This window comes from Providencia xihuensis, assembly GCF_041953405.1.
Taxonomy (GTDB): Bacteria; Pseudomonadota; Gammaproteobacteria; order Enterobacterales; family Enterobacteriaceae; genus Providencia; species Providencia vermicola.
Window position 1 is genome coordinate 3,983,563 of the sequence record NZ_CP169565.1, and the last position, 14,667, is coordinate 3,998,229.

Consider the following 14,667-nt stretch of genomic DNA (forward strand, 5'->3'; position numbering starts at 1 on the left):
GTAGGCTTTCCTATTGTAAATGGCGATGTTGCGTTATTTTGCTTGTACCGATGTTGGCGTTTTTACTTTCTCGCTGTTGCTCATACCGTTGGTGTTCACTCGCGAAGCGATAAGTGTTCCGATAACCAACAAGCCAACACCAAACCATAATCCAGAGGTGGCAGTGCCTGTGTAATCTTCAAAGAAACCTAAAATAAATGGTCCTAAGAAACCGCCAAATAACCCTAAACAGTTCAGTAAGGCCAAACTCCCTGCCAGCATACTACCACTCATATACGTTGGTGGAAGTGAGAAAATAATAGATTGCACAACAAAGAACATAAAGGCAGTTAAGCAAAAGCCGATTAGCCCAACCACTGGCCCGCCAAGTGCCCCAATCACCAATCCAACAGCCATCACCGCATAACCCGAAATTAAAATGCGGGACGAACGACGCGGAGTATTCGCTTTTCTTGCCACAAAAATGCCGCCAATAGCCGCTGAAATCCAAGGAATTGCCGTTAATAAGCCTATTTGAATTGGCGTTAATTTACCGTATTCACCAATAATCGTTGGTAAAAAATAACTTAAGCCGTATACAGAGAATTGGTGCGTAAAATAAATCGCGACAATCATCATAAACGCTTTATTTTTAAATGCCGCCTTAAGTGAGAATTTGTTATTACTGACGCTAATGCTGTTTTGGTCTTGCTCGTGTTTATATTTAATATAATTCCGATCGTCTTCATCTAACCATTTTGCGTCTTCTGGTTTATTCGGTAAAACAAACCACACGACAAAAGCCAAAATAACCGCAGGTAAACCTTCAATCACAAACATCCATTGCCAACCATGGAAACCTAATAGCCCATCCATGCTTAACAATAAACCACTCAATGGTGCACCAATGATATTGGCAAGACACACCCCTAATAAGAATAACCCTGTTGCTTTAGCCCGTTCTTCTTGGCTAAACCAGTAGGTCATATACAGGATCACACCAGGGTATAACCCCGCTTCTGCTGCCCCTAATAATAGGCGCAGAATATAAAAAGACGTAGGCCCTGTAACGAATGCCATTGCGGCAGACAATAACCCCCACGTGATCATGATCCGCGTGATCCAAAAGCGCGCACCCACTTTTTCCATGATCAGGTTACTTGGGATCTCAAGAATTGAATAGGTCAGGAAAAATAACCCCGCGCCGATCCCGAATGCCGTGGCAGATAATCCGAGGTCTATCGACATCGCATGTTTTGCCATCCCGATATTCGTGCGGTCAATAAAGCTAATAATATAAGCCAAAATCAATAACGGCATCAGGTTGCGATATATCTTTGCGTTGGTCTTTTTACCCTGTGCCGCATAATCTAACTTTGCATTTGTAGAAAACATAGATAAGATCCTCATGTTGCAGTGAAACAGGCTTGGTGCTTTCTTACATTCCCCTACCTGTTGTTATTACCTCAGCAACAGCCCGACGCCCCACGTCGGGCTTTTTACTTGCGGTATTTCTTATTCTCTTTCGAACAACATTGATATCCCTTGACCACCACCGATACACATCGTCACTAACCCTGTAGTAACCTCACGGCGTTCCATTTCATACATTAACTTAACGGGTAAAATCGCCCCACTCGCCCCAACGGGGTGACCCAGTGCAATCGCGCCGCCATTCACATTGACTCGTGAACTATCTAATGACAAATCATTCATAACTGCTATCGCCTGAGCGGCAAAAGCTTCATTTAACTCAATGAGATCAATGTCTTTGACATCCATCTTTATTTTTTCCATCAAGCGGCGTGTCGCAGGTGCGGGACCGAACCCCATAATGGCGGCTTCACATCCTGCAACCGCCCAATCCACCACTTTCATCCGTGGCTTCAAACCACGTTTTTCCGCTTCTTCGCGGCGCATCATCACTAATGCCGCTGCACCATCATTAATCCCTGAAGAGTTGGCTGCAGTAATCACACCATCCGCTTTAAATGCAGGGCGTAATTTTGCCAGTTTTTCCCTTGGCGTATCTCGTGGGTGTTCATCCGTATCGAAAATACGTGTCCCTTTACGCCCTTCTTGAATTTCCATCGGCAGGATTTGATCTTTAAAGTAACCTGCTTCGATGGCTTTCAGCGCTTTTTGCTGACTATCCCAGGCAAAATCGTCCATTTCCTCACGGGAAATATTAAATTGCTCTGCGACATTTTCCGCCGTCATCCCGTTATGGTATGGGCCTTCAGGCCAAGTTAAAATCGACGTCAATCCATCTTCTAAAACATCATTGCCCATGCGGTAGCCATAACGCGCTTTACGCAAGTAGTACGGCAGCATGGTCATGTTTTCCGTTCCGCATGCCACAACCACATTCGACTGCCCTGTTTGCAACAACATCATGCCATCTGCCAGTGCCTGTAGCCCCGAGCCACATTGGCGGTTAACAGAATAAGCGGTAGTTTCTTTTGGTAAGCCAGCACGTAGTTGACAGATCCGCGCAATAAAACCGCTTTCTGCGATTTGCCCCACGTTTCCGACAATCACTTCATCCACATCTTCTGGTGCGATCCCTGCACGTTTTACGGCTTCACGGATCACTTCAGCCCCTAAATCGTGTTGGTGCGTGTTCGCAAAACTGCCACCCATAGTACCAATCGCCGTTCTCACACCACTGACAATCACAATATCATTTGCGTTTTTCATTCTGTTCTCCTACAGCACCATACCGCCGCCAACGTTAATCACTTCGCCATTGATATAGCGCGCTTTGTCTGACGCTAAGAACGCCACACATTGCCCAACGTCTCGTGGGTCACCCGCAAAGCCCGCAGGGATTTTGCTGATCATGATGTCCCACACTTTTTCAGGCACACCCCGGGTCATGTCAGTATCAATAAACCCAGGGCAGATAGCATTGACGGTGACGCCTTTACGCGCCAATTCGCGACAAGCGGTTTTCGTTAAGCCGATAACCCCTGCTTTTGAGGCTGCATAGTTAGCTTGCCCCACATTTCCTAACCAGCTTGCGGAAGAGATATTCACAATGCGACCACTTCCTTGCTCGCGCATCAATTTTGCTGCTTCTTGCATACAGTTAAACGTGCCTTTCAAGTTAATGTCGATAACCTTATCCCAATCGTCGTCACTTAACTTATGCAGCATGCCATCACGGTTGATCCCTGCGTTATTGACAATCACGTCAATGGCGCCAAAGTGTTCTTTAGCTTGTGAAAAGAGTGCATTTACTTGCTCGCGTTTGGAAATATCACACGGGATAAACACGGCTTCAAAGCCTTGATCCTGTAGCTGTTTTGCGCTTTCTTCACCAGAGGACATCGCGAGATCGGAAATCACCACTTTTGCACCTTCTTCTGCCAGTACCTGTGCAATAGCAAAACCAATACCTCTTGCTGAGCCCGTGACGATGGCAACTTTGTCTTTGACTAACATAAATAAATTCCTCTTTAATATTGAAACTATAAATACGAAACCAAACCAAAAGGCGCTTCTTCAAATAATGAAGAGGACATCACTTTCAAATCAGGGGAGATTTCTGGCACGAAATCCATATGGGCAAGAATGTCACGCTCAATGTCAATCCCTGGTGCGATTTCAACCAATACAGGCACTTTTCCACCCAAGGTAAATACCGCACGCTCCGTGACAAAATGCATGGTTTGGTTAATCTGGCGTGCCACATCTGCGTTCCAAGAAATCTGCCTAACGTTATTCACCAACTTACGAATATCCCCTTCACGGGTAATCTTTAACTGCCCGTTTTCACAATGGATATCTAACCCTTTCGCAGTAAATGTTGAGCAAAAAACCACATGGCGAGCATTTTGTGTGATATCAATAAACCCACCTGCTCCTGGGCAAATATTGCCAAGTAAAGTGGCATTCACATGGCCGCTGGCATCCATTTCCCCTGCGCCCATATAGGTGATATCTACCCCCGCCCCGTTGTAGTAAAGCATCTGATCTTGGTGGCTGATCATCGCAGACAGGTTGCGGCCAATACCAAAATCAATCCCCCCCGCTTGAACTCCGCCCCAAATGCCAGATTCCACTGTGATATCCACATATTTCGTGGCCTCTTCCTCTTGAATGATTGAACCGATCACATCATTCGGGATCCCTGTCCCTAAGTTAATCACACAGTTTTCAGTGAGGTAACGACAGGCGATACGCCCGATCAACTTGCGAATATCGAGCGGCAATGGTGTGGTTTGCTGTACAGGCGTGCGGATATCACCGCACAGTGTTGGGTCAAAGAACCAACTTGAAGACTGGCGGTGGTCTTCTTCTGGGTTATCACAAATCACAATGTGGTCAATAAAACTGGCAGGAACAGTAACGCGTTTCGGGTGCAAAGTGCCTTCTTCCACGCAATACTTCACCTGAGCAATGACTTTCCCACCGAAGCGTTTTGCCGCTAAAACCGCATGCAACACTTCCAACGACATGGCTTCTTCATCAGTGGTCAGGTTGCCTTTGCTGTCTGCATGCGTACCGCGGATCACCACAACATCCAGCGGAATTTCGGGGTACCACAACCAATCTTCCCCTTTAAAACTCACTTTTTCGACCAGCGGTGGCAGTGCTAGCGTTTTAGCATTCATTCGGCCGCCTTCTAAATCAGGGTCAATAAATGTCCCTAAACCGACTTTGGATAAACGACCAGGAAGACCCGCTGCCATCGCGCCATACAAATGCACCATTTGCCCTTGAGGTAAGCAGTAGGCCTCAACTTCATTGTCGTTGATCATCTGCATCCAACGCGGCGCTAATCCCCAGTGAGAGCCAATAATACGTTTCACCATGCCTTGATGTGCAAAATGTTGATTGCCGCGAATACGGTTACATTGCCCTGCCGCATGCACTAACGTTAATTGTTTTGGCGAACCTTCTGATAAAAAACGCTGTTCAATGGCAGACAAAATAGACTCAGCTGCGCTGGTTAATGTCATTCCCACAGTACAAATTGTATCGCCATCATTAATTAATTCAGCGGCTTCTTGTTTAGAGATAAACTTATTATTCATGATAAAACCTACCTAAAGGCTAATATTTCATAGCCCTTTATTTGATAAATTAAAAAAGAATTAGCTGTTAGCTATTTAAAGAATAATATCGATGTTTTAAATCTTTCTTACTTATTTTCCCATTCCATGTTCTTGGAAAATTACGGGTAAACATAATTTTTACAGGGACTTTATAATTAGGTATCCGTTCTTTTAGCCATTCCATAATTTCTTTACTGGTTAAACATACTTGGCTTTCTGGAATAATAAACGCTATTGGTTCTTCACCATAAATTGGGCTTTCTACTGGAATAACGGCGACTTCATTGACACCAGGGTAATTGGAAATTAAATCTTCAACTTCGATAGAATAAATTTTTTCCCCACCTCGATTAATCATATCTTTAATTCTATCTTGAATATAAAGAAAGCCGTCTTCATCCAGATAACCAATATCCCCAGTAAAGAACCACCCATCCTGAAACGACGTGGTATTTGCAGGGCTATCAGGCCAATAACGCTGGATGACAACATCCCCTTTAACCCAAATATTCCCAGTTTCATTTACCTGTTTTTCTTCACCCTTTTCACTTCTAATCGAAACTTTCAGCCCTGGAACTGGTGTGCCTGAACTGGCTTTTTTCGGGCTGTTTCGAATATCATCTAAATATACCGTTGCAGGGGACGATGTTTCCGTTAAACCATATATAGAATGAATTGATGTTTTTGCAAAAATATAAGATAGCTCTTTAATCGTTCCTTCATTTAAATGCCCTGCACCGCAGGCAATCATTTTCAAAGAATTAAATCTTTCTAAATTAATGCTTTTATTTTCTTTTATCTTTTGAACTAATAAAATGAAAACTGTCGGTGAGCCATGTAAAAAAGTAATTTTTTCTTTCGCAATTGTTGAAATCATTTCTTTAGCATTAAATTTTTGATGTAGAAAAATAGTTCCACCAATATGAATAAATAATGCCAAAATAGCCGATAGCCCAGTAATATGGTAAATCGGTACGGCTAATATCGTTTTATCATTTTCAGTTAATTTTAATGTTTGTTGATAAGCATAAACCGCTGACAAAATATTTTTATGCGTAATGACTGCACCTTTTGGTGCCCCTGTTGTCCCTGATGTAAAAATAATGACGGCGGGGTCTTCTTCATTAACATGATTCACAAACGTCATTTCATCCGTCAGTGTTAATGCTTTCCATTGAGAAAGGCTGATACCTTTCACATTAAAGTCCCCCAACCACGGCTGGTAGGTATCATCCCAAAAAATGGCATCTGCATTAATACGTGAAAGATGCTCTTTGCCCTCAAACTCCTTCATTTTGGTGCTTAATGGAATAACCTGAATACCCAGCCCCACCGCCGCATAAAATAGCTGGCAAAACTCTATGGTGTTTCCCCACCCCAAAATAATACGGTCGCCTTTTCGCAATTGTAGGGTCGATGTTAGCCAAAACATCGTTTGGTTGACCTTCACCAATAACTGGCGATAACGCCAATGCTGCTCTTCAAAAACAATAGCGACAGCATCAGGCTGCGTGTTTGCCCTATTTAATAGGCTTTGATAGATATTTGAATTTGATGCAAACATGGGCGCACTCCAACCAACGGATATCTCTTATTGGTATTCAATGTATAAAATGCCCCCTGCGAAATTAGTGCCAATGTTCACATATTGTTCACATCCTTTTTTTAATTGGATTAGTTATTTGCACAATTCGTTTGTTAAATATTTTTCGCTTAAGTGTCAATTAAAGGTGTTTTTTTGATTGCCGAGATAAATATTTACCTTTAGTTATCAACTTAACACTTAAGCTATCTCAGCTTAAGGGCGATTTTTTTACTGACTCGTTGTGCGCATTAACAACACCAGCGTAATTTCACCAATCAGATTTTATGCAAAAAAACCATTCTGTTTAAAGATGGAGTTCATGCACGCTGCACAGTTCACAACCTGATCACACCTAAAAATCGATAAAAAAGCTGGCGAATTGGCAATGGCTTGCTACAGTGGAACCATTAGCAATGGGATTATTGAATCAAATTCTTCGAAATAATTAAGGAGATAATCAATGGCAGACACACCGTATATTCCACCAAAAGTATGGCAATGGCAGCAAGGCAATGGCGGCAAATTTGCCAATATTAACCGCCCTGTTTCTGGTGCCACACATGAAAAAGAACTTCCAATTGGTAAGCACCCACTACAGCTCTATTCACTGGGCACACCTAACGGGCAAAAAGTGACAATTATGCTTGAGGAGCTGTTAGCGCTGGGTATTCAAGAAGCCGAATATGATGCTTGGTTGATTAATATTGGTGAAGGTGACCAATTTGGTTCTGGCTTTGTGGATATCAACCCGAATTCAAAAATCCCTGCATTAGTCGACAGAAGTGGTAAAGAACCTATCCGCGTGTTCGAGTCAGGTTCAATTCTTACCTATTTGGCGGAAAAATTTTCTGCCTTTTTACCTACCACACAGCCTGAGCGCGCCGAAACATTATCGTGGTTATTTTGGCAGATGGGCTCAGCCCCCTTTGCGGGAGGCGGTTTCGGTCATTTTTACGCCTATGCCCCTGAAAAATACGAATACCCAATCAATCGATTTGCCATGGAAACCAAGCGCCAGCTTGACGTGTTAGACAAACGCCTAGCAGGCAATAAATACGTGGCAGGTGATAACTACACTATCGCTGATATCGCCATCTGGCCGTGGTATGGCGCCTTAGTCAAAGGCTGGCTATATGACGCCGCCGAGTTTTTATCAGTGCATGAGTACAAAAATGTCATTCGCTGGGCAGATGAAGTTTATGCACGCCCTGCAGTACAACGCGGCCGCCGCGTCAATCGCTTACAAGGCGACCCCGCACAGCAAGTGCGCGAACGCCACGATGCGAGTGATATTAACTAACCAATATCATCAAGGTGGCATATTGCCACTTTCAGAATGCTGACAAACCGATCAGGTTTGACTACAGACTGGATAGGTTTTGAAAATAAATTAGGAAAATCAATTTATTGATTTTCGGCTGATAACACAAAGCAGGAAAAACCACGCTTTATCCTGCTTTGTCAACAAACTAAAGGTGGCATATTGCCACCTTTAGTTCTTCCACATTATTCTTTGCTATACCGCCCCTGTACCCATTGTGCGCACAGCATCAAACTTAAACTGATCAACACTGCGATGCAGGCCATCGCCATGCCGCTGCCGATGGAGCCTTGCTCAAACTGCCGCCACACAAAGATAGATACCGTCTGCATTCCTGCGGGAGCGAGTAAAAGTGAGGAAACGAGTTCCCTCGATGCCACGGCAAATACCAACATCATCGCGGCCAATAAGCTTGGCAACACTAATGGGAACAGCACCAAACGCAATGTCGTTATTGCAGATGCGCCGTGTACCCTCGCCGCATCCGCTAAACTACCACCAATTTGTGTTAGCGCTGCGCTGCAATACCGCACGGGATATGGCAACAACAAACAACTGTAAGCAAGCAATAAAATGCCCCAAGTATGGTATGGCGTGACAGGCCAGAAAGGCTGATTCCACGCCAAAATCATCCCTACGGCAATCACTATCCCTGGAATGGAAATGGGTAATAAAGACAAGGCATCAATGATAACAGCCCCACGGATACGTTGAGAAACAACCAGCCACGCAGATAAAAACCCTAAAACCCCCGTTAATATCGCCGTTGCGCTGGCTAATGACACACTGGTTAATAACGCATCTAGCGCTTCCGCTTGGGAGTCAACCAAACCAGAGAAATGCCTTAAGGTTAAATTATCCCATGCTAAACCGCCTGAGACCGTCGATGAAAATGCGGTACCAAACATTGCCAGTAGCGGCATCCCGACGGCTAAAAAGCTCACCACTGCAAATACCCCGACAACAGGCCAACGCCATACCCCAAGAGAGCGTGTCACCAACGCCGCGGCTTTCCCTGTCGTCGTCGCCACATTTTTCCCCGAAACAATAGAACGTTGTAGCGTATAAGCAAAAATAGCCACACTCGCCAAAATCAACGATAACGACGCCGCACCAGGTAAATCAATCGGCCAATCCGCTAAACGCTGTTCAATATCCGTTGTTAATACACGAATACCATTCGGTGCGCCTATTGCAGCAGGGATACCATATTCTTCAATCGCTAAGGTAAACACCAACAATAACCCAGCCGCTATTGACGGTAAGGATAACGGAAAGGTAATCCTGAAAAAGGCCTGCCAAGGCGGTGCGCCATGAACTCGAGCCACATCAGCAAGACGGTTACCATTTGCCGCCATACTGCGTGAAACGGCAAAGTACAGCACAGGAAATAAATTCAGCGCCATAATTCCCATCATACCACCTAAGGAAAATATCGCGCTTCCTGGGCTAACACCAAACAGCTGTTGAGAATACCCATTCGGCTGCAATGTCAGCATCCATGATAACCCTGCAATATAGGGTGGGATCAAAAATGGGATCAGAAAAAGTAAATCCCAAGTCTTGGCAAACGGCAAATTAAATAAGCCTCGCAACGCCCCTAAAGGGATCGCAATTACCGCACTAATGAGTGCAACGCCGACGCCGAGCAATAATGTGTTTTGTAGTAGTTCGGGTAACTCAGGCTCATTAATTAAATGAATAATCGGCGCGAACGGTTGGGAAAATAGCCCTTGCCCGAGTTGTGGAAACAGCGCCTGTAGCACAATAAAGCACAGAGGGATCACCACTAAAATGGCGAGTGCAATAATGATGATTAAAGGGAGGAAACGAATTTTTATCATTAGAAACAACACTCCTGCTGGGTAAGAGGCCTACCCAGCGGTTTGCTAATTATTGCCGAGAAAACTAACGGAACAAGGCGCTTAAACGAGAGAGAACATCGCTACGCTCTGCGCTATCTGTTGTGGCTTCTGGCAATAATGTCAGTGTCGAGAAATCAGGACGTTTCCCTGCAATATCCGCTCGAGCAGGCATCAACCATGCATTGGCGACGATCTCTTGGCCCTCAGCTGACAGCACGTAGTCAATAAACGCTTTCGCTTCATCAGGCTGTTTACTACTTTTTAAAATCATCATTGGTCGCGGGGCTATCGCGGTACCGCTACTGGGGAAAATAACTTCAATGGATTCACCATTGGCAATGCTGCCATAAGCCACGTAATCCACCGCACCAAATACAGCGGCTTTCGCCCCTTGTAGTACTGGGGTGAGCGCTTGTGCGTTTGGCCCCGAAATCACCATACCATTGGCTTTTAAATCAGCAAAAAGTGACCATGCAGCCTCTTTTTTTGCATTTTGTAAACCCAAGACTAAATCCAGTGATGCCCCGGATAATGCTGGGTCTGGCATCGTCACTTTATCCTTAAATACAGGCTGTGCTAAATCTTGCCAATCCGTTGGTTTTGGCGTGCCGCTTTTACTGTTCCACACAATACCAAGAGCTGAAATCCCTTGGGCGACATAATAAGGGGTTTTAAATCGCGCAGGCACTTGCTGTGCATTTGGACTTTCATAGGCCAACAACCAGTTTTTTTGTTGTAAATCAACGGCGGTATCCCATGAAGCGGAAATCAGCACATCCGCACGCGGGTTTGCTTGTTCGGCCTCAAGCCTAGCCATCACTTTGCCCGTTGTGGCCTGAAATACATCCACCTTCGTGCCTGTTTGTTTTTCAAACCCTGCGGCCAGTTGTTTTGCCATCGCGCCAGGCCCCGCGGTATACACAGTAATGGCTTGCGTTGAAACAGAAAACAGTGCACAGGAAAGGCTAAGGCTCATGGTAATACCCTTTAGTGAAAAAACGTGTTTTGCGGTTAACTTTTGCATGGAATTTCTCTCTTCATAAGGTCGTCAAACGGTCAATTTTGCCATTTCGCATATGGGCGATTTGGTGTGCTAACGTATTGGCTTCCGCGGGATCGTGAGTGACATACACCGCAGTAATTTCCAGTGTCCTCAGCAATTGCGCCATTTCTTCACAAAGAGATTGGCGCAGGGCGATATCGAGGTTGGAAAGAGGTTCATCGAATAACAAAATTTCAGGTTCAGCAATAATGGCTCGAGCCAATGCGACGCGCTGCTGCTGCCCGCCAGACAAATCCGCGGGTTTTCGCTTGGCAAAATCCATTAATCCAACACGCTCAAGGGCCTGAACTACGCGAGCTTCAATCTGCTGGCGACCCACTCCCCGCATTCTCAAAGGAAATGCAACATTCTGCGCAACGGTCATATGCGGCCATAAAGCATAATCTTGGAATACCATGCCGAGGTTGCGTTTCTCTGGGGGGACGAGGTGGTGAGCACTTGCGACGATATTGCCCGAAAATTGGATAGTGCCATCAGTGGGCTGCAATAAGCCTGCTAACAGTTTGAGCAGGGTACTTTTGCCGCAGCCAGATGGCCCCAGTAGTGCTAAAACCGTGCCTTTTTCCACCGTTAAGTCGATGCCATTAAGCACATATTGTTGTGAAAAAGCCTGTGATAGATTTTGTATTGTGATCATGGGTAAGTCGCTCGCCGTTTGCCTGAAAGGCAAAATAGTCGAGCACTCACTCGATGAAGAGAGAGCCTGTTGCATCATCTTGGTATCCTCTTTGGGACTTAATCGTTGCCGATGATGCTACGGGGGTAATACGTCAGATTGATGAAGGTTTTGTGAATGGAAAATGACAACCTAATAAATCTATTATATTTATATAAATAATATTTTAACAAATATAAAACATTCAATTTGATTGAAATCACAAATTTAAATTTATTTTTTAATAGAAATATAAAAATATATTTTTAATTTTTAAATATCATCTAAAAACAACATTAATTCACTCATTAACGATGCGTGCAATCACATTAAAACACCTTTATTGAAAACAAATCAACAATCATCCACCCTATTGATGAATACTTTTTAAATGGATTCTATTCTGTACTAACTATTGCTATGCTTACCACACCATAAAACGAACCAAAAAATCAATTAATTACAGGTTAATAAAGCAATTTATTCACCATGGGGTTTATTTTCTTTTTTTAGCGAATTAATTCATATCCATAAAATTTAAATTATAGAAATTTTATTATTAATTTTTATAGGTACTCCAATTAATTTTAATTAAAATGAGGTTCACCTAATATGTCAAATAAAGAAAAAGATAATATTTTATTAGATTCCGAATATGAACATGTTCCCGTTCCCCTCGAACACCGAAAAAGTTTTGCCTCGGTTTCCGCTGTTTGGTATAGCTTCCCTTTAGTATTAACCAGTGCTGTTATTGGTGGCGTCGTCACTGCCATGTTAGGGTTTAAAATGGGCGTTACCGCTATTTTAGTGGGTAACTTATTACTGTGTTTAGTCATTGGATCTTTAAGTTATTTAGCTGGGAAAACCGGGGAAAACTTCGCAATCTCCGCAAAAAGAACCTTTGGACAGCGTGGATATATCGCTGTTTCAGGTTTGCTTGCCACTGTTGTTATCGGCTGGTTTGCATTAATGGTCGGCCTTACGGGTGATACAATGTTTCGCTCATTTGGGCAGGACTTATTACTGATGACGATTTTAGGTGGAGTGCTATATGTTGGCGCAACCTTCATCGGCATTAAAGCCCTCGCCATTTTGGGGTATATCGCAGCACCAATGTATTTGATTTTAGGGTTAATCTCCGTTTACATTGCGATGAAAAGTGGCTCTTCAGATATTCTCAATTACCAACCGTTAGCAGGTGCTGGAGCATTATCTTTTGGTGTTGCAGTTACCATGATTTTCTCCACGTTTACAGATTCAGGCACCATGACGGCTGACTTTACTCGCTGGGCAAAAAATGGCAAACAAGGTTTTCTCGCTGCCTTTACTGCCTTCCCGATTTCCAAATTTTTTGCGGAAGTGATTGGTGCAATTATTGTGGCAACTGGAGTGGTCATGCACCCAGAAGTCACGGGAGGTGATTTCATCACTATTTTAGCAAATTCAAGCCCACTGCTTTCCGTACTCGCGATTATTTTTGTGTTTGTTAACTTGGGCGTTGGCTGTACTCACTGTTTGTACAATGGTGCGGTAGGTTGGTCTCATATTACTAAAGGTAAAATGAGAACCTTAACCATTATTCTGGGGGTTATTGGGATCATCGTTGCTGTAACAGGCATTTGGAATGCATTCCAAACATGGTTGAATTTACTGGGTTTAATTGTGCCGCCAATCGCTGCCATTATCATCATGGATCAGTTAGTACTCAAACGTAAAAATAACGAAGCAAAAAATTGGCAGCCCTTAGCGTTCGTTTCTTGGATACTCGCCTCTGGCATTGCGTTAATCGTGAATGCTTATGCTCCAGAACTCTCCGTTGTCGTTGCTGGGTTAGTTTCATCCTCGATTATCTATTTGATTGGCCATCGATTTTCGAAATAATTTTTAATGGTTGGGGGAGTATCACTCCCTCAATTTCTTCTATTTCAACCTAATCCCATAATCCTTATTCTGAATAACGAACAAAAAAATAATAATCCAATGATTATTAACGTTTCTATTGATTAGACTATTTTCATCTAACTCATCCCTATCTTTTATTTGACATTCATCACATTCCTGATTATTTTAGCGGTATAGACGTCTAGATATCCATTTTTGGATCTATGATATAACCAATTCATCCAAGGGGATCAGCGTGATAACACTCAAGAATGTCAGCAAGATCTACAGCCGTAATAAAAAACAGACCGTAGCGGTTGATAACATCAACCTCAATATTGCGGCTGGGGATATTTTTGGCATCATCGGTTATAGCGGTGCAGGCAAAAGTAGCCTCATTCGTTTGCTAAATCGGTTAGAAGAGACTACTAGCGGTGAAATAATTGTTGGGCAACATAATATTACCCACAGCGATGAGAAAGCAGTTTTAAAAATACGCCAATCCATAGGCATGATTTTTCAGCACTTTAATTTACTGTGGTCACGGACAGTGCGAGAGAACATTGAATTTCCATTGCAAATTTCAGGGTTCGATAAAAAGAAACGTAAAGCCCGTGTTGATGAATTAATGGCATTAGTTGAGCTAACCGATAAGGCTGATGAATACCCATCCATGCTCAGTGGTGGGCAAAAACAACGGGTTGGTATCGCACGCGCCCTTGCCAACAACCCTGATGTTTTATTGTGTGATGAAGCAACGTCTGCGCTAGACCCAAAAACCACACAAACTATTTTGCAATTATTGGCACGTATTAACCGCGAGCTGAATATCACCATCGTGCTAATTACCCACGAAATGCAGGTCGTCAAGAGTATCTGCAATAAAGTGGCTGTCATTGATAAAGGCCGTATTGTTGAGGAAGGGCTCGTTAGCCAAGTCTTTCATGACCCGCAACATACAATTACACGGCAGTTTTTATCACAAAGTGAAGTTGCGACAGATACCCCAGAAGACTTAAAGGCAATATTGGCTGATGGCCCGATTATTCGTGTCGTTTTAGATGAAGAAAAACAGAGCCATTATTTGCTGTATGACTTAATTTCTCAATTTAATGAGCCGATTAAATTGATTAAAGGGGCGTTTAACCAAGATACTGGCTTTTTATATCTTCAATTTCTACCTGAAACTGAAAAATTAACGGATGCCATTGAGTATCTTAAAAATAAAAGAAATATCGTTGTTGAGGTGATTTAG

11 protein-coding genes are annotated in these 14,667 nt (G+C 43.4%); 3 read left to right on the forward strand and 8 right to left on the reverse strand.

Going from position 1 to position 14,667, the window contains the following annotated elements; translation table 11 throughout:
• Window positions 1-33: 33 nt before the first annotated feature.
• From ACE2AL_RS18060 to ACE2AL_RS18080, 5 genes are all read right to left on the reverse strand, one after another.
• Window positions 34-1,374, reverse strand: coding sequence for an MFS transporter (locus tag ACE2AL_RS18060; protein ID WP_206083351.1), 1,341 nt, complete (start codon window positions 1,372-1,374; stop codon window positions 34-36).
• Window positions 1,375-1,494: 120 nt separating this feature from the next.
• Window positions 1,495-2,679: a thiolase family protein gene (locus ACE2AL_RS18065; protein WP_375083742.1), complete on the reverse strand. Its 1,185-nt coding sequence runs from the start codon at window positions 2,677-2,679 to the stop codon at window positions 1,495-1,497.
• A 9-nt stretch (window positions 2,680-2,688) separates the two neighbouring features.
• A complete protein-coding gene (fabG, locus tag ACE2AL_RS18070; protein ID WP_206083349.1) occupies window positions 2,689-3,426 on the reverse strand; it encodes a 3-oxoacyl-ACP reductase FabG in 738 nt (245 codons plus the stop codon).
• A 26-nt stretch (window positions 3,427-3,452) separates the two neighbouring features.
• Window positions 3,453-5,021: an acyl CoA:acetate/3-ketoacid CoA transferase gene (locus tag ACE2AL_RS18075; RefSeq protein ID WP_375083743.1), complete on the reverse strand. Its 1,569-nt coding sequence runs from the start codon at window positions 5,019-5,021 to the stop codon at window positions 3,453-3,455.
• A gap of 67 nt (window positions 5,022-5,088) precedes the next feature.
• Window positions 5,089-6,606: a class I adenylate-forming enzyme family protein gene (locus ACE2AL_RS18080; protein WP_272539362.1), complete on the reverse strand. Its 1,518-nt coding sequence runs from the start codon at window positions 6,604-6,606 to the stop codon at window positions 5,089-5,091.
• 481 nt (window positions 6,607-7,087) lie between these two features.
• On the opposite strand from ACE2AL_RS18080, the gene yghU reads away from it, so the two are divergent.
• The gene (yghU, locus tag ACE2AL_RS18085) at window positions 7,088-7,927 is read left to right on the forward strand and encodes a glutathione-dependent disulfide-bond oxidoreductase (protein ID WP_375083744.1); all 840 of its coding nucleotides are present in this window, start codon (window positions 7,088-7,090) and stop codon (window positions 7,925-7,927) included.
• 206 nt (window positions 7,928-8,133) lie between these two features.
• On the opposite strand, the gene ACE2AL_RS18090 is transcribed toward yghU, so the two are convergent.
• The 3 genes from ACE2AL_RS18090 to ACE2AL_RS18100 all read right to left on the reverse strand — a co-directional run bounded on the left by ACE2AL_RS18090 (window position 8,134) and on the right by ACE2AL_RS18100 (window position 11,513).
• A complete protein-coding gene (locus tag ACE2AL_RS18090) occupies window positions 8,134-9,792 on the reverse strand; it encodes an iron ABC transporter permease (protein ID WP_272539364.1) in 1,659 nt (552 codons plus the stop codon).
• 64 nt (window positions 9,793-9,856) lie between these two features.
• Window positions 9,857-10,789, reverse strand: a complete 933-nt coding sequence (locus ACE2AL_RS18095) for an ABC transporter substrate-binding protein (RefSeq protein ID WP_375084323.1) — start codon at window positions 10,787-10,789, stop codon at window positions 9,857-9,859.
• A 61-nt stretch (window positions 10,790-10,850) separates the two neighbouring features.
• Window positions 10,851-11,513: an ABC transporter ATP-binding protein gene (locus tag ACE2AL_RS18100; protein ID WP_375084324.1), complete on the reverse strand. Its 663-nt coding sequence runs from the start codon at window positions 11,511-11,513 to the stop codon at window positions 10,851-10,853.
• A gap of 630 nt (window positions 11,514-12,143) precedes the next feature.
• Between ACE2AL_RS18100 and ACE2AL_RS18105 the strand changes: the two genes are divergently transcribed.
• Both ACE2AL_RS18105 and ACE2AL_RS18110 read left to right on the forward strand, forming a co-directional pair.
• Window positions 12,144-13,412 carry a cytosine permease gene (locus ACE2AL_RS18105; protein WP_206083343.1) on the forward strand — a complete coding sequence of 423 codons (1,269 nt, stop codon included), beginning with the start codon at window positions 12,144-12,146 and terminating at the stop codon, window positions 13,410-13,412.
• 256 nt (window positions 13,413-13,668) lie between these two features.
• Window positions 13,669-14,667, forward strand: coding sequence for a methionine ABC transporter ATP-binding protein (locus tag ACE2AL_RS18110; protein ID WP_375083745.1), 999 nt, complete (start codon window positions 13,669-13,671; stop codon window positions 14,665-14,667).